This is a genomic window from Rhizobium johnstonii 3841 (assembly GCF_000009265.1).
In the GTDB taxonomy this organism is placed as follows: Bacteria; Pseudomonadota; Alphaproteobacteria; order Rhizobiales; family Rhizobiaceae; genus Rhizobium; species Rhizobium acaciae.
Genome location: NC_008378.1, coordinates 666621 through 688413, shown reverse-complemented (window position 1 = coordinate 688413; position 21793 = coordinate 666621). Strand labels below are relative to the sequence as shown.

19 protein-coding genes are annotated in these 21793 nt (G+C 61.9%); 15 read left to right on the top strand and 4 right to left on the bottom strand.

Annotated elements, in window-relative coordinates; translation table 11 throughout:
* The first annotated feature begins 45 nt into the window (after positions 1-45).
* From RL_RS36065 to RL_RS36025, 10 genes are all read left to right on the top strand, one after another.
* Positions 46-1509: an aldehyde dehydrogenase family protein gene (locus tag RL_RS36065; protein ID WP_011649388.1), complete on the top strand. Its 1464-nt coding sequence runs from the start codon at positions 46-48 to the stop codon at positions 1507-1509.
* Positions 1510-1518: 9 nt separating this feature from the next.
* The gene (locus RL_RS36060) at positions 1519-2562 is read left to right on the top strand and encodes a tartrate dehydrogenase (RefSeq protein ID WP_011649387.1); all 1044 of its coding nucleotides are present in this window, start codon (positions 1519-1521) and stop codon (positions 2560-2562) included.
* A gap of 15 nt (positions 2563-2577) precedes the next feature.
* Positions 2578-4035 (top strand): NAD-dependent succinate-semialdehyde dehydrogenase, encoded by a 1458-nt coding sequence (locus RL_RS36055; RefSeq protein WP_028742935.1) that lies wholly within the window; start codon positions 2578-2580, stop codon positions 4033-4035.
* A gap of 226 nt (positions 4036-4261) precedes the next feature.
* Complete coding sequence (locus tag RL_RS36050) at positions 4262-6217, top strand: hypothetical protein (protein WP_011649385.1); 1956 nt, start codon at positions 4262-4264, stop codon at positions 6215-6217.
* Positions 6218-6258: 41 nt separating this feature from the next.
* Entirely contained in the window at positions 6259-7290 is a 1032-nt protein-coding gene (locus RL_RS36045; RefSeq protein WP_041937023.1) for a phosphatase PAP2 family protein, read from the top strand.
* A gap of 33 nt (positions 7291-7323) precedes the next feature.
* A complete protein-coding gene (locus tag RL_RS36040) occupies positions 7324-9018 on the top strand; it encodes a S8 family serine peptidase (RefSeq protein WP_011649383.1) in 1695 nt (564 codons plus the stop codon).
* 104 nt (positions 9019-9122) lie between these two features.
* A complete protein-coding gene (locus RL_RS36035; protein ID WP_011649382.1) occupies positions 9123-10706 on the top strand; it encodes an aKG-HExxH-type peptide beta-hydroxylase in 1584 nt (527 codons plus the stop codon).
* A complete protein-coding gene (locus RL_RS36030; RefSeq protein ID WP_011649381.1) occupies positions 10703-11647 on the top strand; it encodes a ThiF family adenylyltransferase in 945 nt (314 codons plus the stop codon). Before RL_RS36035 ends, RL_RS36030 begins: the two co-directional genes overlap by 4 nt.
* Before the next feature lie 9 nt (positions 11648-11656).
* The gene (locus RL_RS38855; RefSeq protein ID WP_003549783.1) at positions 11657-11878 is read left to right on the top strand and encodes a hypothetical protein; all 222 of its coding nucleotides are present in this window, start codon (positions 11657-11659) and stop codon (positions 11876-11878) included.
* 111 nt (positions 11879-11989) lie between these two features.
* Positions 11990-12295: a DUF982 domain-containing protein gene (locus RL_RS36025; protein WP_003549782.1), complete on the top strand. Its 306-nt coding sequence runs from the start codon at positions 11990-11992 to the stop codon at positions 12293-12295.
* Positions 12296-12339: 44 nt separating this feature from the next.
* On the opposite strand, the gene RL_RS36020 is transcribed toward RL_RS36025, so the two are convergent.
* The 4 genes from RL_RS36020 to RL_RS36005 form a co-directional block, all read right to left on the bottom strand.
* Positions 12340-13614 carry an NAD(P)/FAD-dependent oxidoreductase gene (locus RL_RS36020; RefSeq protein WP_011649380.1) on the bottom strand — a complete coding sequence of 425 codons (1275 nt, stop codon included), beginning with the start codon at positions 13612-13614 and terminating at the stop codon, positions 12340-12342.
* 13 nt (positions 13615-13627) lie between these two features.
* Positions 13628-14296 carry a haloacid dehalogenase type II gene (locus RL_RS36015; protein ID WP_011649379.1) on the bottom strand — a complete coding sequence of 223 codons (669 nt, stop codon included), beginning with the start codon at positions 14294-14296 and terminating at the stop codon, positions 13628-13630.
* A 163-nt stretch (positions 14297-14459) separates the two neighbouring features.
* The gene (locus RL_RS36010) at positions 14460-15134 is read right to left on the bottom strand and encodes an aldolase (RefSeq protein WP_011649378.1); all 675 of its coding nucleotides are present in this window, start codon (positions 15132-15134) and stop codon (positions 14460-14462) included.
* Positions 15135-15152: 18 nt separating this feature from the next.
* The gene (locus tag RL_RS36005; protein WP_028742933.1) at positions 15153-16151 is read right to left on the bottom strand and encodes a LacI family DNA-binding transcriptional regulator; all 999 of its coding nucleotides are present in this window, start codon (positions 16149-16151) and stop codon (positions 15153-15155) included.
* Positions 16152-16390: 239 nt separating this feature from the next.
* Between RL_RS36005 and RL_RS36000 the strand changes: the two genes are divergently transcribed.
* The 5 genes from RL_RS36000 (at position 16391) to RL_RS35980 (ending at position 21786) form a co-directional block, all read left to right on the top strand.
* A complete protein-coding gene (locus tag RL_RS36000) occupies positions 16391-17707 on the top strand; it encodes an MFS transporter (protein ID WP_041937022.1) in 1317 nt (438 codons plus the stop codon).
* 68 nt (positions 17708-17775) lie between these two features.
* Positions 17776-18720: an L-threonate dehydrogenase gene (gene ltnD / locus RL_RS35995; protein WP_011649375.1), complete on the top strand. Its 945-nt coding sequence runs from the start codon at positions 17776-17778 to the stop codon at positions 18718-18720.
* A 14-nt stretch (positions 18721-18734) separates the two neighbouring features.
* Positions 18735-19511: a 2-oxo-tetronate isomerase gene (gene otnI / locus RL_RS35990; RefSeq protein ID WP_011649374.1), complete on the top strand. Its 777-nt coding sequence runs from the start codon at positions 18735-18737 to the stop codon at positions 19509-19511.
* A gap of 3 nt (positions 19512-19514) precedes the next feature.
* On the top strand, positions 19515-20795 hold the full coding sequence (gene otnK, locus RL_RS35985) for a 3-oxo-tetronate kinase (protein WP_011649373.1): 1281 nt from the start codon (positions 19515-19517) through the stop codon (positions 20793-20795).
* Positions 20796-20949: 154 nt separating this feature from the next.
* On the top strand, positions 20950-21786 hold the full coding sequence (locus RL_RS35980; protein WP_028742930.1) for a GNAT family N-acetyltransferase: 837 nt from the start codon (positions 20950-20952) through the stop codon (positions 21784-21786).
* Positions 21787-21793 lie beyond the last annotated feature (7 nt).

Below are 21793 nucleotides of genomic sequence, written 5' to 3'. Positions count from 1 at the left end.
GGGTTCCCCGGTTAGGCTTGTCTCAGCCCATCCCGAGGACATGCGATGACACTCAGCTTCGATCCGAACACGATTTCCCTGCCCGTCGGACATTTCATCGGCGGCCGGCTGGTTCCGGCCGAAGCCGTCATCGACATGCACCGTCCATCCGACGGCAAGGCCTATGCCGGCTGCCCGCTGGCCGACGAGGCCCTTGTCGATCACGCCGTCGAAACCGCCAGGGAAGCGTTGAAGACAAGCAATTGGGGTGGTGTGCGGCCGCGCGAGCGCACCGTGGCGCTGCAGCGCTGGGCGGACCTGATCGAAGCCGAGGCGGAAACCCTCGCCAGGCTCGAAGCGCTCTCCTCGACACGGCCCGTCGGTCATCTCGTCGCCGGCGATATCGCCGTCACCGCTGAGCAAATCCGCTTCTTTGCCGAATTCGCTGACAAGGAAGGCGGCGACCTCGTCCCGACCGACGATGCGAACTTCGGGATGATCATGACGGAACCTTATGGCGTCGTCGGCGCCATCACACCCTGGAATTTTCCCTTGTCCATGGCCGGCTGGAAGCTCGGTCCGGCGCTGGCGGCAGGCAATGCGGTGGTGCTGAAGCCATCGGAAATGACGCCGTTTTCGACGCTCTATCTCGCCGAACTTTCGGTGCGGGCCGGCCTGCCGGCCGGTCTCGTCAACATCGTGCTCGGCGACGGCCCGACCACGGGAAATGCGATCACCGGACATCCCGGCATCTCCAAGGTCAGTTTCACCGGCTCGACCGCGGCCGGCGCGGCGATCATGACCAACATCGCCCGCACCGGCGTGAAGCCGATGACGCTCGAACTCGGCGGCAAGAGCCCGCAACTGGTCTTCGCCGATGCCGATCTTAAGCTTGCGGCGGCAGCAATTGCCGGCAGCATTCTCTCCAACGCCGGTCAGGCCTGCGTTTGCGGATCCCGCCTCATCGTCGAGGCGAAGGTGGCGGAAGCGCTCGCAGCCGCACTTATCGAGAGGCTGGCGGCCATCCGCCCCGGCCCCACCTGGGATGAGGCGACCGACTATTCGCCCGTCATCTCCGAACGCCAGATCGCCCGCATGGACGGTATCATCCGTGCCGCGATCGACGGCGGTGCGGAGTGCCTCACCGGCGGCCGCCGGCTCGACCGCGAAGGTTATTTCTACGCACCGACCCTGATTTCGGGCGTGACGGCAAGATCGCCGGCGGTTCTCGAGGAGATCTTCGGACCGGTGCTGACCATTCAGACCTTCGTGGACGAGGAGGAGGCGCTGAGCCTCGCCGACCATCCGGCCTACGGGCTTGCCGCCGGCCTCTTCACCCGCGATCTCTCGCGTGCCATCCGCGTGACGCGCCGCCTGCAGGCCGGAACCGTCTGGGTCAACCGCTACGGCCGCTCACGCGACCATATCCTGCCGACCGGCGGCTACAAGCAGTCCGGCATCGGCAAGGATCTCGGCCGCGACGCCTATCTCGCCAACCGCAAGAGCAAGAGTGTGCTCATCAGCCTGTGAGGATCTGCGATGAAAACCTACAAAATCGCCCTTCTGCCCGGAGACGGCATCGGCCGCGACGTGACGGCAGCCGCCTGGGCCGTACTCGAAAAGGCAGCTCGCCTGAACGGATTTTCTCTTGACGCAACCAGCTATCCCTGGTCCTGCGATTACTATCTGGAGAACGGCAGCATGATGCCCGCCGACGGCATCGAAATACTCAGATCCTTCGACGCCATCCTGCTCGGCGCCGTCGGCTGGCCTCGCAAAGTGCCGGATTCCGTGTCGCTGCATGGGCTTCTGCTGCCGATCCGCAAGGCTTTCGTGCAATATGCCAATATCCGCCCGCACCGGCTGCTGCCGGGTGTGCAAGGGCCGTTGCGGTCCGATGGCTTCAACATCCTCTGCATCCGTGAAAATACCGAGGGCGAATATTCCGGCGCCGGTGGCCGCGTCCACCAGGGCACCGATAATGAGGTGGCCGTCGAGACCTCGATCTTCACCCGCAAGGGGGTCGAGCGCATCCTGCGTTTCGGCTTCGAGCAGGCGCGTGCGCGACGCGGCAAGCTTGCCTCGGTGACGAAGTCCAACGCCCAGAAATATTCGATGGTCTTCTGGGACGAAATCACCCAGAGGCTTTCTGCGGAATATCCAGATGTCGAGGTGACCAGCTACCATATCGACGCCATGGCCGCCCGCATGGTCATGGCGCCTGATAGTCTCGACGTCGTGGTCGCCTCCAACCTGTTCGGCGACATCCTGACCGACCTCGGCGCCGCCATCCAGGGCGGGCTCGGCTTTGCCGCCTCCGCCAATATCAATCCCGATCGCTCGGCGCCATCGATGTTCGAACCGGTCCACGGCTCGGCGCCCGATATCGCTGATCTCGGCATCGCCAATCCGATCGCCGCCATCTGGTCGGGCGCAATGATGCTGGAGCATCTCGGAGAACCGGCTGCCGCAGCAAGGGTGATGGCATCAATCGAGGCGACGACGGCACGCGGCATCGGCTCGATTCCCGGCAAGGACAAGACCGACGCGATCACGGCATCGGTGCTTTCGGCACTCGGCTGATCAATGGAGAACAGAATGAACGGATTGAGGGATAGCAGCCTGCTTCGTCAGCAGGGACTGATCGACGGAGAATGGCGGGGGGCCGCGGCCGGGCACACGATCGAGGTGATCGATCCGGCGACCCAGCATGTGCTGGGCACGGTACCCGACATGGACGGAGCCGATACGAGGGCGGCAATCGTGGCGGCGGAAAAGGCCTTTGGTCCATGGCGCGCAAAGACCAATGCCGAGCGCGGCGCATTGCTGGAAGCCTGGCACGATCTGATGCTCGACAATATCGAGGATCTGGCGTTGATCCTCACCAGGGAGCAGGGCAAGCCGCTGACGGAAGCGCGCGGCGAAATCCGCTATGGCGCCTCGTTCATCAGATGGTTTTCCGAGGAGGCGCGCCGCATCGGCGGAACGACCATTCCCTCGCCGACGGCGGACCGGCGGATCGTCGTTCTGAAGGAGCCTGTCGGCGTGTCGGCGATCATCACGCCGTGGAATTTTCCGAATGCGATGATCACCCGCAAGGTCGGGCCGGCGCTCGCCGCAGGCTGCACCGTCGTCGTCAAGCCATCGGACCTGACCCCCTTTTCGGCGCTGGCGCTCGGTGTATTGGCGGAGCGCGCCGGCATCCCGAAGGGGGTGATCAATATCGTCACCGGCATGCCGGCCGGCATCGGCGACGAACTGATGGCGAACCAGACCGTGCGCAAGATCTCTTTCACCGGCTCGACCCGCGTCGGCTCGCTGCTGATGCGCGGCGCGGCCGACAGCGTCAAGCGGCTCAGCCTCGAACTCGGCGGCAACGCGCCCTTCATCGTCTTCGACGATGCCGATCTCGATCTGGCCGTGGAAGGCGCAATCGCCTCGAAATTCCGCAATGGCGGGCAGACCTGCGTCTGCGCCAACCGGCTTCTCGTCCAGTCCGGCGTCTACGAGGCCTTTGCCGCCAAACTTTCCGCGCGCGTATCGGCCATGAAGGTCGGGGCCGGCACGGATGCAGGCACCGATATCGGGCCGATGATCAACAAGGCGGCGATCGAGAAGATCAGGCGACATGTCGACGATGCGGTGGAAAAGGGAGCGAGGATCCTCGCCACGGCAGGTTTCATGCCTGAAGGCGATCAATATGCGGTGCCGATGGTGCTTGGCGGTGCGACGACCGAGATGCAGCTCGCCAGCGAAGAGACCTTCGGACCTGTTGCCCCGCTTTTCCGTTTCGACAACGAGGAAGAGGCGATCCGCATTGCCAACGCCACGCCCTTCGGGCTTGCGGCCTATTTCTACACCGGGAGCCTGAAACGCTCCTGGCGTGTCGCCGAAGCGCTCGAATTCGGGATGGTCGGCCTGAACACAGGGGCGATCTCGACCGAGGTCGCTCCCTTCGGCGGCGTCAAACAATCCGGTCTTGGCCGCGAGGGCGCGCAGTGCGGCATCGAGGAATATCTCGAAATGAAGAGCTTCCACATCGGCGGGCTCGCCTGACTACAGGAAAACAAAAGAGCGCCGGGACATCATCCCGGCGCTGGATGATCGGAGCGACTGTCGATGCTCCTGCTGGAGCAACTCCGACACTTCGTTTTAAGTACTCCGCAGCCTTTGGCGGATGCCTGCAAAATTACGGTGCCCAAACAACATTTCTTTGACGCTGCTTTGACGGCAGGATGCTACGGCCGGTTTGCGAAGTTACGCAGAGGGATTTCAACCGGTTATGCTTCAGCTCGATCATCGTCATAGCATAGAGTTACATTTCGCAATCCCGGTTTCCCTTCCCGGTTGCTTGTCAGGAGCCGAAGTTGTGGCAGACTGGCCCCTGGATGCTAGATCTTCCGGCCGCCAAACGAGCGTATCGGAGGCAGCGGGGGCGGGGCCGGTGGATCGCATGAACAAGGAGCACTATCCGTTTCGGATGTTCCTGCTCGGGCCTTTTGCCCTTGTGGACGCCGGGGGGCGGTCGGTTGCTCCGAAATCCAAAAAGGCACAGGCTCTTCTGGCAATGCTTGCATTGTCCACCCGGGGCTCGCGCTCGAGAATCTGGCTTAGGGACAAGTTATGGAGCGATCGCTCCGACGACCAGGCGGCAGCCAGTCTACGCCAGGCGCTTTTGGACATTCATAAGAGTCTGGGACCGGCACGTGATCTCTTGATTGCGGATAAGAATACCGTTTGGCTGGATACGGACCGACTCCTGCTCGATACCGACCTGATGATTCGGACGGAGCGGTCTCCAGATCAAGTCACCGACGAATTGCTCGAAGGCATCGACATCCGCGATCCCGAATTCGAGGACTGGTTGGCGCTGGAACGGCAAAACTGGTATCGCCGCCTCGATGAAGGACAAGTCCACGACGTCTTCGAGCCGCGACAGCAGCCGAGCCGCGATATCGCCAAACATTCCGCCCTGCTGCCGTTAACAGGCGCCCCGGATACGTCGAGAACAGGCAAACCCGTGGACATCGCCAGCAGCGGCCCATATGGGCGGCGGGTTGGTGGTGATTGGCAATGGATGATGGCTCTTCAGTCCCCCATCGTGGTGGGTGCCGGAGAGGGCGGACAAATTGCTGCGACACGGTTCCAGAACCTCATTGCAAAAGCCATCATCGATGGGCTGGGTTTTGGCGTCACCGACCTCTCCTTCACCTTGCCGCATATTGAAGAGAACGAACAGCAGATCAGCCTTCCCATATGCCTACAGCTTCGCCTGACGTTTGATGGTGACATGGTGCTGATCGAGCTGGTGATGAAGCACCTGATCAACAACCGTATTCATTGGCTGGGCAGTCAGGCAATCAACCGCACGCAGTTCGAGCGGGGCGAGTTCGGCATCGCCGCTGCGCTGATCAGCCAGGCCGTCGATCAGCTGGCCTATTTCCAGGAGATCCAGGCAACCGACAGCCGATTGTCGCAAGACGGTCTCCTGATCGACGCCGTCAATGCGATTTTTCGGCTGTCGCGCGACGACCTCGATAACGCGGAACGGCGGCTGGAAGAACAGATCCAGTATCAGCCGCGATCATCGACTTTTGCCTGGCTGTCATTCATTCGGACTTTCCAGGTCGGCCAACGTTTCAACGCGCTGGACGCGCATCTGATCGAGGAAGCCCAGGCCTATGCACGCAAGGCGCTGGAACTCGATCCGCAGAATTCCGTGTCGCTCGCGCTCGTCGGCCACGTCCATTCGTTCCTGTTCGGCGAATACGACTATGCGGCCAACCTGTTCGAAAAATCGATCCGCCTGAATCCGGCCCTGCCGCTCGGTTGGGACCTCTACGCGATGCTGCACTGCTATGCAGGCCAGCCCGACAAGGCGGTGGCGATGGCGCGTTGGGTACAAGAGCTCGGCGTCTACAGCCCGCATAAATATTACTTCGATACGACCAAATGCATCGCGGCAGCGCTTGCAGGCGATCATGCCGCAGCCATAACTGCAGGCGAAGAAGCCTTGCGGGCACGGCCGAACTTCAACAGCCTGCTGCGCTATCTTGCCTCCAGTCATGCCCATTCCAACGATCTCGGCAGCGCGCGGCATTACCTGCAGCGTCTTGAGGCAGTCGAGGGCGGCTTCTCCATCAACGACTTCCGCGGCAGCGGCTATCCGCTGCTCGACACAGGCGGCGGCCAGATCTTGATCGACGGCCTGCTCAAGGCCGGCGCCAAGCTGCGCTGAGCCCCGGACAATTCTTCACATCATCGCGCAAGGAGGCTGCAATGGAAGCGGACACTGCCCACGAATCGCAATCAAAATTAGTTTTATTTCTAAACAGTTATAAATTCAGGATTGAGCCGGATACGGTCCTCCCATGCGAACCCAGGGACGATGCCGGTGCCGATCCTCTCGCCGGTGCGTCGCCGGCAGCACCTGATGCAGTCTCCGAACCTGCGCTTTTCCCCGGCACGGGTGAAGATGCATCGCCTCTGGCAGGGCCCATGATGGCGACGATGGCCGTAGCCTCGGTCCTCACGAGCGTGGCGAATAAGTCGGTGCTCAACAAGGCATCGCTGAACAAAAACAAGAACAAAAATAAGAATAAAAACAAGAACAAGAACAAGTCGACGATGGACGGCGCCAGCCTCGGCGTGTCGCAGCTTATCCCCTCCTTCGAGCTGCGCAGGCTGCACCAGCAGCCGTCACGCAACGCCTATACCGCGGCGCGGCGCTTCACCTGGGAAATGCTGGATATACTTCCGCCGCCCGGCCCGGATTATACCCGCCTCGAAACGACGGTGCTGCTCTCCATGCAGCGCCGCGACCGCGAACGCGTGCGGCGCCTGCCCGACATCCAAATCGAGTCGACGATCTCCGTCGGGGAATTCACCCGCGCATTGCATATCGAGGATCTCGGCGGTTTCGAGCAGACAGAAGGGCTTTTCCAGGCGATCCTGACGGCCTGCGAATATGTCGGACTGATCTACAAGAGCCAGTTCAATCGGCTGCGGCCAAACCAGTTCGAGCCCATGCTGCGGCCGTTGCTGGCCGTGCCGGTCCACGAGTCCTATCCCAGCAACCATTCGTTCCAGTGCTTTTCGATCGCCTTTGCGTTCTCGACGATCCTGCCGGAACATCCGGCCACCGACGAGCTTGCCCGCATCGCCCAGAACGTTGCCGAAAATCGCGAATGGGCCGGCCTGCACTATCCGAGCGATACGCAGGCAGGGCGAGATCTCGCCCGACGCTTCGCTCCCTACCTCCACGACGCGTTCGGGCCTCTGTTCCAGGCCGTACACGACGAATGGGTCTGAATTCTCCAACCGCTGCTCAATAGGGTTACAACCATGACGGATCAAACAAAAATGCCTGAGCCCGCGCCGATCAACTACTACTATCTCTGGCACCTGACTGCTCTTGGCGTAGTCGACGCGGAATACGGATCGGCTCCGCCGATGCCTCCAGCGCCCGATGCGAGCGCCGCACGCGCGCTCCCCGATCCCCTCATCACCGGCACGGTCTGGGATGCCATCGTTTCCGCCGGCCCGTTGCGGCCGGCACGGGTCGCGCTGATCGATGTCGGCGTATCTCCGGATCATCCCAATCTGGCAACCCGGCTTGACCGGGAGGCGTCAATCGATTTGACGACCCATCGTTACGGCGCCCGCGTGCTCGAAATTCTCGATACGACCACGTCCTTCGACCGCGAGGAAAGACATGCCTTCTTTGCCGGGCTCGACATTGCTCCGCTCGGCAATATGGGCCTTTCGAACGACGATCGGGACTATCTTGGTGATCTGGTTGCCGAATACGCCGCGTCGGAGGGTGTCCTCCGGCGGCTCTATAATCCGGAATCGCTGTTTGCGTCGCATGGTACCTGCTGCGCAGGGCTGATCGTCGGCGAACCCGCCGTTGTTGCGGAAGAAGGCACGCCAAGCCTTCCGCCGGAAGGAGCCTTCTACGGGAATGGCGACGAGCTGCGGACGAGCGGCAATCGCAATGTTATCCCCTATTTCGGCGTTGACCCTTTCTCAAGGCTTATCTCGATCAGAACATCCTTCGAAGACGATGTCAGGCAGTTCATTGCGGCCTTCCTTTACGCCTATCTTCAGAAAGCAGACGTAATCGTCTTGCCGCGCGGTCTGCCTGACCCGAAACACAGCATCGTTGATCCGAAGAACGAGCTGAAGGCCGACCTGGAATTGTGGAAAAACCAGGATGCCGCCAATCTGTTCACGCGCATTGCCCTTGCTGATCAGGGTGGGCCTGAACTGGAGCCGAAGGCTGCGCAGAAAGGCTCCAATCCGGATCGCCCATGGCATGTCCTCAAACAACTCATCCTCGCGATCAGCCGGCACATCCCGATCGTCTGCGCCGCAGGAAACAGTGGCGAGAGCCAGCTGATCTATCCGGCAAATCTTGCCGCCGACAACAACGGCGTCATTGCAGTTGGAGCCGTTACCGTCGAAGGTTTCCGTTCGGGCTACAGTAATTACGGCGAAGGATTGACGGTTGTCTCCCCCTCCGACGACGGGGAGGTCTTCAACAGGCATCAGTTGCGCCTCGACCGGCTTTCTCCATTTGCCGCGCAGCACGACTACAGCGCATTTCGAACGCGGGAATACTGCTATTCGCACTTCTCGCTGCTGACGACCGACCTATCGGGGATTTTCGGCTATGATCATGGCTCCGATCCGTGGTCGGCCGTCGTGCCGTTCGGAACCAATCCCGGCATCGGGGGCGGATACTACACCACCTTCGGAGGCACATCAGGCGCGGCGGCGCAGGTGGGCGGGCTATGTGCCCTGATACAGCGGGCCTACAAAAGCCGCCACAATCTGGGTGACCGCCTCTCCGGGCCCCAAGTGAAATCGATTCTGAAGACCGCATCCCGCCTGGACGCCATTGTCGCGCCCGGAACGAGGAAATTGACGGCGGATTGCATGAACGCCGAAAGCGAGGACGCCGTCGAGATGGCCTATTTCTTTGGATCAGGCCTGCCAAATGCGCGGGCGGCGGTACAGGCAGCTCTGGCCATCTGAAGCCCGGGGATGCTTTTCGAAAGATTCCAAGCCTCCTCTATCGAGGGGGCTTTTTCTTTGTTTACGACCTTTTTACGGATTTTTAACGCGGTACTGGCGGGCGAATGACGCCCTTGGGCAATAGTGCCTCTCAACGGACGGCACATACCGTTCCGATGCTCGACGAAGCCGGCCCGCACCGGGGCATCTTCGCCCGACATGCAACCTTGATCCGCCCGAAGACAAACTCACGGAGGCTGCCGATGTCCGCGTCCCGCATACAACAGTTGGCAGATGAGGCGCGCCTCCTGCTCAAGCGCAATCCTCTGATGGCAAGTTCCGTCTCCCTGCAGCGCGTGGCAACACGCAACCTCTTGAAGCGACGCTTCCAATATGGCCGCACGCTTGCGGCGGCTTCGAAGCTCGCCGGTTGTTCGGCTGGGGTAGAGGCACTGTCAGGTTATTTCCCCGACCTTGCACATGGCGGATACACTCGCCTGCCGGAGCTTCCGCCAGCGGTTGCCGGACCGGTCGGTGCCGACCCTTACCGTTCATCCGTACTTGCAGCCTGGATGGGTGCGCTCGCGCGCAGTCTGGAATGGCAGGCAGCCCGCCCCGATGTGCAGGTCGTCGGCCGCTATCTGCAGCCGGATCTGATCGCATCGGATCTTGAACTCGAACGTCAGACAGCGTGCCGGCTCTCTTGCGGCATCGGCCTCGTGCACATCGAAAGTCCGGTGCGAAGCCGTATCATGCAAGCCCTCCTCCGCCAATGCATGCCGGACTATCCCCGGCCCGGCTATCCGATCACCGACGATGCGGAATTGGATCGAATCGCCGACCATCTGGAGAAGGCCTTCGCATTGATCGCGGACTTGGACGAGTACGGCCATCAGCGTCTGATCGCCGGCCTGCACACCCTTTACGTTGGCGTGCGGCGCGAACCGCAGTGCTCCTTTTCGAGTTCGAACGAATTGCCGGGCAGCGCGCTCATCGTCCTTTCCAGAGAGAGATTGCGCGCCGGCGATCATGCCGCGACAGCGGCCCAACTGCTTCATGAGGCGGGGAATATCCTGCTCGGGTTCTATACGACATCGGCGGCGGCATCCCTGCCCGGCGAGTTCCAATATGTTTCCCCATACAAGAAGGACTTACAGACGCTCGAGAGCATCCTGCATACGGCCTACACCATTCCCTGGGAGTGCGCCTTGCGCATGGCATGCCTATCCACCGAGGCGGATCCTGAGCGCCGCGCCCGGAAAGCGGCATTCATAATCGCCTATGCCGCGCGGCAAGTCCCGCTTGTCGACATCGCTCGGAAAGGTATCGAACGTCTCGGCGGCGATGTCCTCCTCGACCTCCCAGACATCGCCGCCATTCCTTCCTGGAGCAGTCGGATCTTGTTCCTCGTCAGCCAGTTGCTTGCCGAAGAACCCATTGCGCACCGGCAGGCGCATCTTGCCGAGCGCCAGCGAGTTCTCGATCGCCAAGCCTGGGATATCGGACAGATGCTGCTGCGCGGCAAGGAGCCGATCGATCCTCGGATGGGCCGGCGAGAGATCGATGACAGCGGCGACAATGTCAGCCTCTGGTACGACGGCAAATTCCACGTGATCGTGAAGACCCCCGACCATGCGATGGGCGAGGATTACGGTCACTACGCCGCGACGATCCGCGGAGTTGCGCCCAGCGAGATGGAGGCGATGTGATGGTCAACTATCGGTTCAAACGATTATCGGCGGCCGCCACCGCGTCCGTCGACTTCCCGAACCTCGTCACCCACAGCCTTGGGCGGGGCGGCCAGGGGGCTCTGTTCACCGGCAATAGTGCCGATTCTGTCGAGGAACAGAGCCCCCATGTTACCCGATCTGCATTCGTCGTCTCGTTGAAGGCTTCCGATATGCCGGCGGAGGACGAATATGACTCCGCCGCAATCGATCACCACGACGCCATACTGACGCCTCTCCATCGGCAACGCGACATCGCACGCTTTGGCGATATCGACTTCGTCATCATCGGATGCGGCGACTTGGGCTCACAGATCGCCATCCAGCTTGCGGCCCTCGGCGCGCGCCATTTCCTTCTCGTGGATGCGGATCGTATCAATGAGAACGATTTGAACCGTCTCCCTTGGGCAAGCGAGGCTGATGTCGGCTGGCTGAAGACGGACAGGCTGGCGACCCATCTGGCCGCGGGTTTCTCGGCTTATGTCTTCACGCTGCCGGAATTTGCGGAAGGCGCCTCGGCGCTGCGGTTAATCGCAGACTACGCTAATAACCCGTTCTTCATCCTCGCCGGCGACGATTCTCGTCGAGCCCAAGATCTCCTGTCGGCCTGCCGAGCATTGAAAGCCGGCCTGCCGCCTCATCTGCATGTGGGCCGCTCGGCAAACTATTGCATGGCAGGTCCTTTGGTCCTGGTGCATGAGGACGCATGTTCCGTCTGCCATTGCGCCACCCAAGTCGCAACCGACGACAGCTTTCGCACCCTGCCGGCCACCGTCGACAACCCATTGGTCGCCGGCCTTGCCGCGTCGCAGATCGCCCAAAACTGCCTTTCGAGACACTCGGTCGCCCGGGGACGCCAATGGATATTGGACCTCAAAGGCGATCAAGCCGAGCTGCGCTCTCTTAAAACACCCCGAATGTAAGGTATGTCCATGATCGCGCTATTTTCCTCGGAATATTGTTGCCCCGTTGGCGCAACTGCCGGAAAGAACGATGAGCTGACGATAACTGAAGCTCTTCGTGATCCACTAATCGCTATCGTCATGCGCGCGGATGGCGTGACCTCCGAAGAATTCAAGCGACTCCTTGAGGCGGCAGCCCGCGAGCTAAAAGCCAATCTAGCGAACTCCTCCTTCCCACCAACCGGAGGATAGGCACGTGATTGTCGAGATGACGCGGAAGATGGTTGACGAGCATGTGCGGCCAATCTCGGTCCGAACCATGGCCCGGCATTGGCACTGGTCGTCCCGCGGAGTTCAGGGGCAATGAGATTCGATATGGTGAGAAAGTTCCCAACGATAATTCTTGTTTTTGCCGAAGGGAAAGATCGCAAGGTGATCCGTACCGCTCACGAGGCTGCCCAACTGTTGCTGAAGGAATGGCCCACCGACGATGGTGAGGAATTCCTCACGGCGGTGAGAATCTGTTTGGAGGTCCTTACCGGAGAGAGCGAACCCGAGCAATTGCATGAGGCAATCGTCCGCGCGGCATATGAAGCGGGTATTGCAGCGATCACGACTGATAACCGCCTTGGGATTCTCAGGATCTATCCAGTCAGTGAGGCCAGATAGTTGAGCGCCGCGCAGGTGCTCATCCCAGTCCTGCCTCCGGCCCGTTACTGGAAGCGATCGAGCGTCTTGTAATAGAGCCCGACGAGCGGCAGGAACCACGGCTTTCCAAAATGGCCGGGAACGGCCGGCCATTCGAGCCCCTTGATCGGATTACGGTCGACCTTGCCGAGGATGGCGTCGGCCATGATCATGCCGAGATGGGTGGAGAGCTGGGCGCCGTGGCCGGAATAGCCCATGGCATACCAGACACCATCGACATAGCCGGCGCGCGGATAGCGGTCCTTCGTCATGTCGACGAGCCCGCCCCAGCAATAGTCGATCTCGACGCCGGCAAGCTGCGGGAAGATTTCAGCCAGGCTGGCGCGCAGAATGTCGCCGCTCCTCGCGTCCGAGCGCTGATCCGATGTGGCGGAAAACCGGGCGCGACCGCCGAAGATCAGCCGCCTGTCGGGCGACAGCCGGAAATAGTTGCCGATGTTCATCGACGTCACACAGGTCCGGTTACCCGGCATCGTAGCGGCGATTTCGGCGTCGGTCAGCGGACGGGTCGCGATCAGAAAGCTGCCGACGGAAATGATCCGGCGGCGGAAATAATTAAAGAGCGACGGCGTATAGGCGCCAGTCGCGACCAGGACGTGGTCTGCGGTGACGGTGCCGCGTGCGGTCGCAAGGCTATGGCGACCGTTGCCCTGCCGGTGTGCCGTCACCGCCGCCCTTTCGAAGATGACGGCGCCATGGCGGGCGGCCGCAGTGGCGAGCCCGGCGACATAGCGGCCCATATGCATCATCGCGCTCTTCTTCGAGAGCATGGCGCCATGGAAAGGCGAGCCGACCTCGCTTTTCAGATCACTCGCCGTCAGAAGTGCGGTGTCCGGATCGACCTCTTTGTGAACAGCCTCGAAATTGCGGGCAATGGCATCGAAATGCTGCGGCTTGGAGGCAAGCTTCAACTTGCCCGCGCGGCGGAAATTGCAGTCGATCCCCTCTTCGGCGATAATCGCCTCGATCGTGTCGATGGAATCGTCGAACGCCTTGTAGAGGGCGACGGCTCGCTCCACGCCGAGTGCTGATTTGGCGGACAGGAAACTGTGGGCGAGCCCGTTGTTGAGGTGGCCGCCATTGCGTCCCGACGCTCCCCAGCCGACCCGTTCGGCCTCCAGCACCACGACCTTGACGCCGGCCTTCGCGAGCTGGCGCGCCGCGGCAAGCCCGGTGAAGCCGGCGCCGATGACGGCGACGTCGTAATGTCCTTCGACGGGGCCTTGAGCGCCGCCGGCAAAGGCTGGTGCCGTGTCGTGCCAGTAGGATTCGAACTGCATCCGCGTGTCTCCGTCAGAGCCCGACGACGCCAGGCAGGCCCGAGATGTCAGGGATTTCGACATAACCGTAGTAGGGATTGGCCGGCTCGTGGCCACGATTGACCCAAACCTTGTTCTTGATGCCGAGATCGTGGGCCGACATCAGGTCGTAGCGGAAGGAGGACGAGCAATGCAGCACGTCTTCCGGCCCGCAGCCCAGCATATCGAGCATATATTCAAAGCCCTTGAAGCGTGGCTTATAGGACTGCGCCTGCTCGGCGGTATAGACCGCATGGAAGGGCGCGCCCAGTTTTTCGACGTTCGACATGATCTGCGAATTCATGGCGTTGGAGAGGATGACCAAAGGGATTTCCTTGGCGACCTTGGCGAGACCGGCTGGAACATCCGAATGCGGCCCCCAGCTCGGAACCCGCTCATAGATCATCCGGGCGGCTTCATCGCGAAAGGTCACGCCGTTGCGCTTGCATGTCCGCTCGAGCGAATTGTGCACCACCTCGGCATAGGGTTTCCAGTCGCCCAAGATCTCGTCGAGCCGATAGGCGGCGAAATTCTTGATGAACTCCGCCATGCGTGGCTCGTCGAGTTCTTCGCCGTAGAGGTCGCGCGCCGCTTCCGCCATCTGAAAGTTGGTCAGCGTGCCATAGCAGTCGAAGGTGATGTATTTCGGACGGAACGTCGTCATCTGCGTATCCTTGAACGATCGGAACTATCACAATCATAGGCATCGCTTCGCCCGCAACTCGCCTGAATTGGCGGCATCGGAAGCAGAATCTATCGTATCGAAAGCAGGGTTTGGCAGAAGGTTGCGCGCTTGCCCGCGGTCAACGGCCGGCGGAGTGACGCCTTCAATCGCCGCCGTGATCGTGATCGTGATGCGACGGAAGGTCGAGGCCGAACGTGTTGACGAGATCGGCCACCTGCGCCGGGCTGAGGAAACGGGGATTGAGGTTGCGCAACAGCAGATAGAGCTTCGCCGTTTCCTCCAGTTCCTCGGTCGCAAAGACCGCCGCCTCCAGGCTGTCGCCGGCGACAACAGGTCCGTGATTGGCCAGCAGCACCGACGAATACTTGCCCGCCAGCCCGCGGATGGCATCGGCCACCGCCGGATCGCCCGGACGATAATAGGGCACCAGCGCGGTTTCGCCGGCGCGCATCAGATAATATGGCGTCATCGGCGGCAGGGCGGCGCGCGGATCGATCTCCGGCAGCATGGTCAGTGCCACCGCGTGGGTGGAGTGAAGATGGACGATGGCGCGGGCGCTGCCGCGCGTATCGTAAAGGGCCGTATGCAGCGGAATTTCCTTGGTCGGCTTGTCGCCGGACAGAAGCCGGCCTTCGGCATCGAGCCTGGAGATCCGTGCCGGGTCGAGAAAGCCGAGCGAGGCGTTGGTCGGCGTGACCAGCCAGCCGCCATCCTCCAGCCGCAACGATATGTTGCCCGACGAACCGGGCGTCAGCCCGCGTTCGAACAGCGAGCGGCCGTATCGGCAGATTTCCTCACGCAGGCGCGCGTCGGACATGACAGTTCCTCCAATATATTAGGCGGTTGCCCCTTCGATCAGTTCAAAGCCGAGATCGACGGCCTGCGGCGGTGCATTGGCGACGATCAGCTGCGCGGCGATCTGCCCCGTCGCCACGCGCGGCGTTCGGATGGTCGACAATGGCTGCGGTGTTGCCCGGCCGATATCGAGGCCGTTATAGCCGAAAATGGCGAGCTTCGAGGGGATCGCTATCCCCTCGGCCAGACAGTGAAAATAGCCGCCCAGCGCCATGTCGTCGTTGGAGAAATAAACCGCATCGAGATCGGCCGTCCGGGCAAGCAGCCGCTCCAGCCCCAGCCTGCCATTTTCCACGGACGAAGCGCCGGCGAGAATTTCACGGGCGACGAGCTGGGTGTCATGCGCATCGAGCGTTTCGCAAAAGCTGGAAAAACGCTTGCCGGCACGGGTATCGCGGTTCAGGTCGTGACCGACATAGCCGATCCGGCGATACCCCTGTTTGAGCAGGAAGGCAGCGCTCTCCCGTCCAGCCGCGCGGTTCGAGAAGCCGACCGCGATGTCGAGAGCATCGCCGTCGAGATCGAGCAGTTCGACGATCCGACACCCGCTGGCGCGCAGCATCTTCACCGTGCCCTCGGTATGCTCGCATCCCGCCAGCATGACCGCCGCCGGCCGCCAGGCAAGCATCGCGGCGGCGAGCGCTTCCTCCTTGCCCGGATCATAGTCGGTCACGGAGAAAACCGCCTGATACCGGTTTTCCTCCAGAACGGCACTGGCACCGCGCAGCACATCGGGAAAGACGATGTTGGACAAAGAGGGAATGACGAAGGCGACAAGACGCGAACCGGTAGAGGCAAGCGTTCCTGCGATCCGGTTCGGCACGTATCCCAGCCGCTCGACGGCGGCCATTACCCGCTCCCGCGTCTTGCCGGAAAACGAACCGTGGTTGCGCAGTACGCGCGACACCGTGCTCTCGCCGACACCGGCCGCTTCCGCGACCTCGGCAAGCGTCACCGTCGGTTGATGTTTGAATTCCATCGTTACGTTTGAACCCGACTGTTGAGGTGGTTGCCCGGCCTGCCCGCCCGATGACCACCGCTCTGCCCCATCTTTCACCGCTACCGCCAAGAAGCAAGGTTTTTTTGGCAGCGCTACCAATTTGCCGTTGGCAGCGCTGCCAAAATGGATTAATAAGAATGGCAGCGCTGCCAAAAAGTGGCATGGCGTGCCGCGGTAGGATCTCAAGGAGACCGCGGCAACAATCGGAGGAGAAAATCATGACGCTGCAGACGCAAGCGCCAGTTGTTGGCTTACATCCCGCCCAGACGCTCGAAGACCGTGCCTATGGCAAGGTATTCTGGCGCATCGTACCGTTTTTGATGCTGTGCTACGTGGTCGCCTATCTCGACCGCGTCAATGTCGGTTTCGCCAAGCTGCAGATGTCGAGCGAGCTCGGCCTCTCGGAAGCCGCCTATGGCATCGGCGCCGGCATTTTCTTCATCGGCTATTTTCTGTTTGAAGTGCCGAGCAACATCATCATGAACAAGGTTGGCGCGCGGGTGTGGATCGCCCGCATCATGGTCACCTGGGGCATCATTTCCGCCGCCTTAATGTTCACCTCTTCGGAAACCGTCTTCTATGTCCTCCGTTTCCTGCTGGGCGTTGCCGAAGCCGGATTTTTTCCCGGCATCATTCTCTATCTGACCGCGTGGTACCCGGCCCATCGCCGCGCCAGGATCATCACCACCTTCATGTCCGCGATCCCGATATCCGCCATTTTCGGCAATCCGCTTTCGGGTCTCCTGATGGATAGTTTCCACGGCACGCACGGACTTTCCGGCTGGCAGTGGATGTTCCTGATCGAAGCCATTCCGGCTATTCTTTTCGGCGTTGCGACGTTCTTCTACCTTGATGATACGATCCAGGGCGCGAAATGGCTGAACGATGAGGAAAAGCGCGTGCTGACGGCCAATATCGAGGCGGAGAACCGGGCCAAGACAGCAAGCCCGCACAGCATCGGCGCAACGCTGACCGACCGTCGCGTCTGGCTGATGTGCCTGATCTATTTCTGCTTCGTGCTCGGGCAATATGGCCTGAATTTCTGGATGCCGACCATCGTCAAGGCCTCGGGCGTCAACGGAAACCTCAATATCGGCCTGATTTCCGCGATCCCCTATATCTGCACATTCGTCGTGATGCTGGCGCTCGGACGTTCCGCCGACAGGCTGCGCGAACGCCGCTGGCACCTCGTCGTCCCGGCCTTCATCGCCGCCGGTGGGTTCGTCGCGGCGACGATGGCGACGAGCACGACGGTCTCGATTGTCTGCCTGTCGCTGGCTGCTGCCGGCGCCATCAGTTGCGCGCCGCTGTTCTGGTCGCTTCCGACGGCTTTTCTCGCCGGCACGGGCGCTGCGGCCGGCATTGCCTGGATCAATTCGGTCGGCAACCTCGCCGGGTTTCTCGGGCCGTTTCTGGTAGGCTATCTCAAAGACTTTACCGGCACCAACAGCGCCGGCATGTATCTGCTGGCGGCTGCCTTAGTCATTGGTTCGCTGGCCGTGTTGACGGTTCCGGCGAAAAGCGTCAATCGCTGAACAATAGCCCCTCCGGGATGGTACCCGGAGGGGCGCAGACCTCTCTCACAAGACTGGAGAAGCTCCTCATGTCACCGCTTGCTGAAAACTCAGGTCCCGACATTATCGCGGCCGTCATCGGTCTTGGTTCCATGGGGCTTGGAATGGCCCAGTCGATGAAGCGCGCCGGGCTCGATGTCGTTGGATATGACATCACGCCGGCGGCGGTGGACCGCTTCGTCGCCGATGGCGGACGGGGCGCGGCGACCCCCGCCGCTGCGGCAAAGGATGCCGACATCGTCGTCTCCGTGGTCGTCAACGGCGCGCAGACCGAGGCCGTGCTGTTCGGGCCCCAAGGCGTCGCAAATGCGATGAAGCCCGGCGCCGTCTTTATCTCGTCGGCCACCATGGATCCCGCCGTCGCGCGCGATCTGGCACAGCGGACGGAGGCTCTCGGCCTGCATTATCTCGACGCGCCGATTTCGGGCGGCGCGGCCAAGGCGGCGCGTGGCGAACTGACGATCATGGCATCCGGCTCCAGACAGGCCTTCGATACGGCGCGCCCGGGTCTCGACGCCATGGCCGCCAAGGTCTACGAGCTTGGCGACGAGGCCGGAAAAGGTGCTGCCTTCAAGATGATCAACCAGCTTCTCGCCGGCGTGCACATCGCGGCCGCCTGTGAGGCCATAACCTTTGCCGCCAAGCAGGGCCTCGACCTCGACAAGGTCTATGAGGTGATCACGGCTTCGGCCGGCAATTCCTGGATGTTCGAAAACCGCGTGCCGCATGTGCTGGCCGGAGACTATACGCCGCTCAGCAGCATCGAGATTTTCGTCAAGGATCTCGGTATCGTCCAAGACATGGCCCGCTCCGAGCGTTATCCGGTACCGCTCGCGGCAGCCGCCCTGCAGATGTATCTGGCCGCCTCCGGGGCGGGCATGGGCCGTGACGACGATTCCTCGCTCGCGCGGCTCTACGCCAAGCTTTCCGGCGCTGAATTGCCCAGCTCCACCAAAGAGCCGCAGAGCCTCTAAAAGGAACGCTAGACATGCCGGTTTTCGCCGCCAACCTGACGATGATGTTCAACGAATGGTCGTTCCTCGATCGCTTCGACGCCGCAGCCGATGCCGGCTTTGCCGCCGTCGAATACCTTTTTCCCTATGAAGCCGCTCCGGAGGCGATCGCCGAACGGCTTGCCCGCAACAATCTGCAGCAGGCCTTGTTCAACCTGCCGCCGGGCGACTGGGCAGCAGGCGAACGTGGCATCGCCGCTCTTCCCGGACGGTTCGATGCGCTGAAAGCCGATGTCGAGCGGGCACTGGACTATGCGGCGGCAACGGGCGTCAGACGGTTACACCTGATGGCAGGCATCGCCGACCGTCATGACGAAGACGCCGCCTCTTCTTATCGGCGCTCCGTCACCTATGCCGCCGGGCGGCTTGCGGAAAAGGGCATCGATCTGCTGCTCGAGCCGATCAACGGGCGAAACATGCCGGGATATTTCCTCAACGACTTCGGCGTGGCCGAGCGGCTGATTGCCGAATGCGGCCTGCCGAACCTGAAGCTGCAGTTCGACATCTATCACCGGCAGATCATCCGTGGCGACGTCACTATGGCGTTGCGACGTCTGCTGCCGATCACCGGCCATATCCAGATCGCCAGCGTGCCGTCACGCAATGAGCCTGAGGGGGAGGAACTGAACTATCCCTATCTGTTCGGCGAAATCGACCGCCTGGCTTATGACGGTTTCGTCGGCTGCGAATACATCCCGCGCGGCCACACACTGGACGGTCTTGGCTGGTTCAAACCTTTTGCACGGAGCTAGACGATGGCTATTTTCCTCGGATCAATCGCTGACGACTATACGGGCGCCTCCGACCTTGCCAACACACTGACGAAGAACGGCCTGCGCACGGTGCAGACGGTCGGCATCCCCCACCCGTCGCTCGCCCTGCCGGATGTCGATGCCGTCGTCGTTTCCCTGAAGATCCGCTCCGTCCCGGCCTCGGACGCCGTGGCGGCTGCGGCGAGCGCCGAGCGATGGCTGCGCCAGCGGGGCGCCGGCCATGTGCTTTACAAGATCTGCTCGACTTTCGATTCCACCGATGCCGGCAATATCGGTCCGGTCACCGAGGCATTGAGCGAGGCGGCCGGTGGCGGCGTCGTGCTGGTGACGCCCGCCTTTCCAGAAACAGGGCGCAGCGTCTATCTTGGCCATCTCTTCGTCGGCGGACAACCGTTGAACGAAAGCCCGCTCAAGGACCACCCGCTCAATCCGATGCATGACGCCAATCTCGTTCGGGTTCTCACCCGCCAATCGCGCAACGCTGTCGGGCTGATCGATCTCACGACCATCGCGGCCGGACCCGGCGCCGTCAAGGCGAGGCTCGATTCCTTTCGCACCGCAGGCGTCACCGCTGTTATCGCCGATGCGATTTTCGAACGGGATCTTGAAACGCTCGGCGAGGTCGCTCTCGAAACGCCGGTGTCCACCGGTGCGTCCGGCCTCGGCCTCGGCCTGGCCCGTGCGCTCGTCCGCTCCGGCCGGATATCCTCCGGCGGCGCGACAACGGCGGACGCCATTCGCCCCGTGGGCGGACTTTCAGCGATCGTTGCCGGCAGTTGCTCCAAGGCGACGCTCCATCAGCTCGACGTCGCCGAACGGTCGATGCCCGTCCTGCGGCTCGATCCGGAGCGGCTGCTTGCTGGTCCGGATGAGATCGCCACGGCGATTTCCTGGGCCGGAGAGCGCATCTCCGCCGGCCCCGTCGTCATCGCCGCGAGTGCGGCGCCTGAAACCGTATCCCGGCTGCAATCGCTGTACGGACGAGAGGCCTCCGGCCACGCGATCGAAACCGCGACGTCGATCATCGCAGCCGAACTGGTGGAGAGAGGCGTGCGGCGCCTTGTGATCGCCGGCGGTGAAACCTCGGGCGCTGCCGTCGACCGGCTCGCCATTCCGGCATTTCTTATCGGCCCGGAGATTGCGCCCGGCGTGCCGGTGCTGCGCACCGTCGGCAATGCCCAGGGCGATATGCTTCTGGCGTTGAAATCAGGAAACTTCGGAGGCGAAGATTTCTTTACGGCAGCGCTGGCGATGATGCACTGACGGGCCCCGGATCCGATGATATCGATCGGTTCTAGCATAAGATGCGGTGGCCGATGACAGCAAAGCCATAAGATACTGCTTGAACCATGGCCTTCAGACGATCTGCCCGCCGGCGCTCCGCCAGACTGGCGGGCACGACATGAAGGACGCTCCCATGCAAGCAAGTCAGATCGAAATCGTCCCGTTCGGCCCCGACCATCTGGAAGCCGCCGTCGCGCTCTCAAGACAGGCGGGCTGGCCGCATCGGACGGAAGACTGGCAGTTGGCGCTCGCCTTGAGCGACGGGATGGTTGCGGTCGAGGACGGCAAGGTCGTGGGCACCGTCCTCGTCACGCCGTATAAGGAAGATTGTGCGACCATCAACATGGTCATCGTCGACGAGACGATGCGCGGCAGGGGCCTCGGCCGCAAGCTAATGGACGCCGCACTGCTGATCGCCGGAGACCGGCCGCTGAGGCTGGTGGCGACGACGGCAGGCCTGCCGCTCTACCAGAAGCTTGGCTTCCACGAGACGGGAACCGTGGCACAACATCAGGGCCTTGCCGGAGACATCGCCGCGTCGGCGGAAACGCAAGCGGCTACAGACGCCGACCTCCCTGCTATCGTAGCCCTCGACCGACTTGCCTTCGGCGCCGATCGCGAAGGGCTGCTCTCCTATTTCGCCGGGATCGGCGCATTCGCCGTCATTCGCCGCGACGGCCACGTTTCCGGGTTCGCTTGCCTGCGTCCCTTCGGCCGCGGCGAAGTGATCGGACCCGTGGTGGCCGCCGACCTCGGGCAGGCCAGGAAACTCATCGAACATTTCATCGCCAGACGGCCCGGACGGTTCCTCAGGGTCGACACCACTGATGAGACCGGGCTTTCCCCATGGCTCGCCGAACAGGGGCTCGCCCATGTCGGCGGCGGAATCACCATGAAAAAGCCGTTGGTTCGCGACACCGCCGATCCGACCGCCACCACCTTTGCCCTCGCCAGCCAGGCACTCGGCTGATCCGGAG

Bases quoted from the DNA above. Each gene is read 5' to 3' on its own strand.
- RL_RS36065 (WP_011649388.1), top strand. From the start codon at position 46: ATGACACTCAGCTTCGATCCGAACACGATTTCCCTGCCCGTCGGACAT.
- RL_RS36060 (WP_011649387.1), top strand. From the start codon at position 1,519: ATGAAAACCTACAAAATCGCCCTTCTGCCCGGAGACGGCATCGGCCGC.
- RL_RS36055 (WP_028742935.1), top strand. From the start codon at position 2,578: ATGAACGGATTGAGGGATAGCAGCCTGCTTCGTCAGCAGGGACTGATC.
- RL_RS36050 (WP_011649385.1), top strand. From the start codon at position 4,262: ATGCTTCAGCTCGATCATCGTCATAGCATAGAGTTACATTTCGCAATC.
- RL_RS36045 (WP_041937023.1), top strand. From the start codon at position 6,259: ATGGAAGCGGACACTGCCCACGAATCGCAATCAAAATTAGTTTTATTT.
- RL_RS36040 (WP_011649383.1), top strand. From the start codon at position 7,324: ATGACGGATCAAACAAAAATGCCTGAGCCCGCGCCGATCAACTACTAC.
- RL_RS36035 (WP_011649382.1), top strand. From the start codon at position 9,123: ATGACGCCCTTGGGCAATAGTGCCTCTCAACGGACGGCACATACCGTT.
- RL_RS38855 (WP_003549783.1), top strand. From the start codon at position 11,657: ATGATCGCGCTATTTTCCTCGGAATATTGTTGCCCCGTTGGCGCAACT.
- RL_RS36025 (WP_003549782.1), top strand. From the start codon at position 11,990: ATGAGATTCGATATGGTGAGAAAGTTCCCAACGATAATTCTTGTTTTT.
- RL_RS36020 (WP_011649380.1), bottom strand. From the start codon at position 13,614: ATGCAGTTCGAATCCTACTGGCACGACACGGCACCAGCCTTTGCCGGC.
- RL_RS36015 (WP_011649379.1), bottom strand. From the start codon at position 14,296: ATGACGACGTTCCGTCCGAAATACATCACCTTCGACTGCTATGGCACG.
- RL_RS36010 (WP_011649378.1), bottom strand. From the start codon at position 15,134: ATGTCCGACGCGCGCCTGCGTGAGGAAATCTGCCGATACGGCCGCTCG.
- RL_RS36005 (WP_028742933.1), bottom strand. From the start codon at position 16,151: ATGGAATTCAAACATCAACCGACGGTGACGCTTGCCGAGGTCGCGGAA.
- RL_RS36000 (WP_041937022.1), top strand. From the start codon at position 16,391: ATGACGCTGCAGACGCAAGCGCCAGTTGTTGGCTTACATCCCGCCCAG.
- ltnD (WP_011649375.1), top strand. From the start codon at position 17,776: ATGTCACCGCTTGCTGAAAACTCAGGTCCCGACATTATCGCGGCCGTC.
- otnI (WP_011649374.1), top strand. From the start codon at position 18,735: ATGCCGGTTTTCGCCGCCAACCTGACGATGATGTTCAACGAATGGTCG.
- otnK (WP_011649373.1), top strand. From the start codon at position 19,515: ATGGCTATTTTCCTCGGATCAATCGCTGACGACTATACGGGCGCCTCC.
- RL_RS35980 (WP_028742930.1), top strand. From the start codon at position 20,950: ATGCAAGCAAGTCAGATCGAAATCGTCCCGTTCGGCCCCGACCATCTG.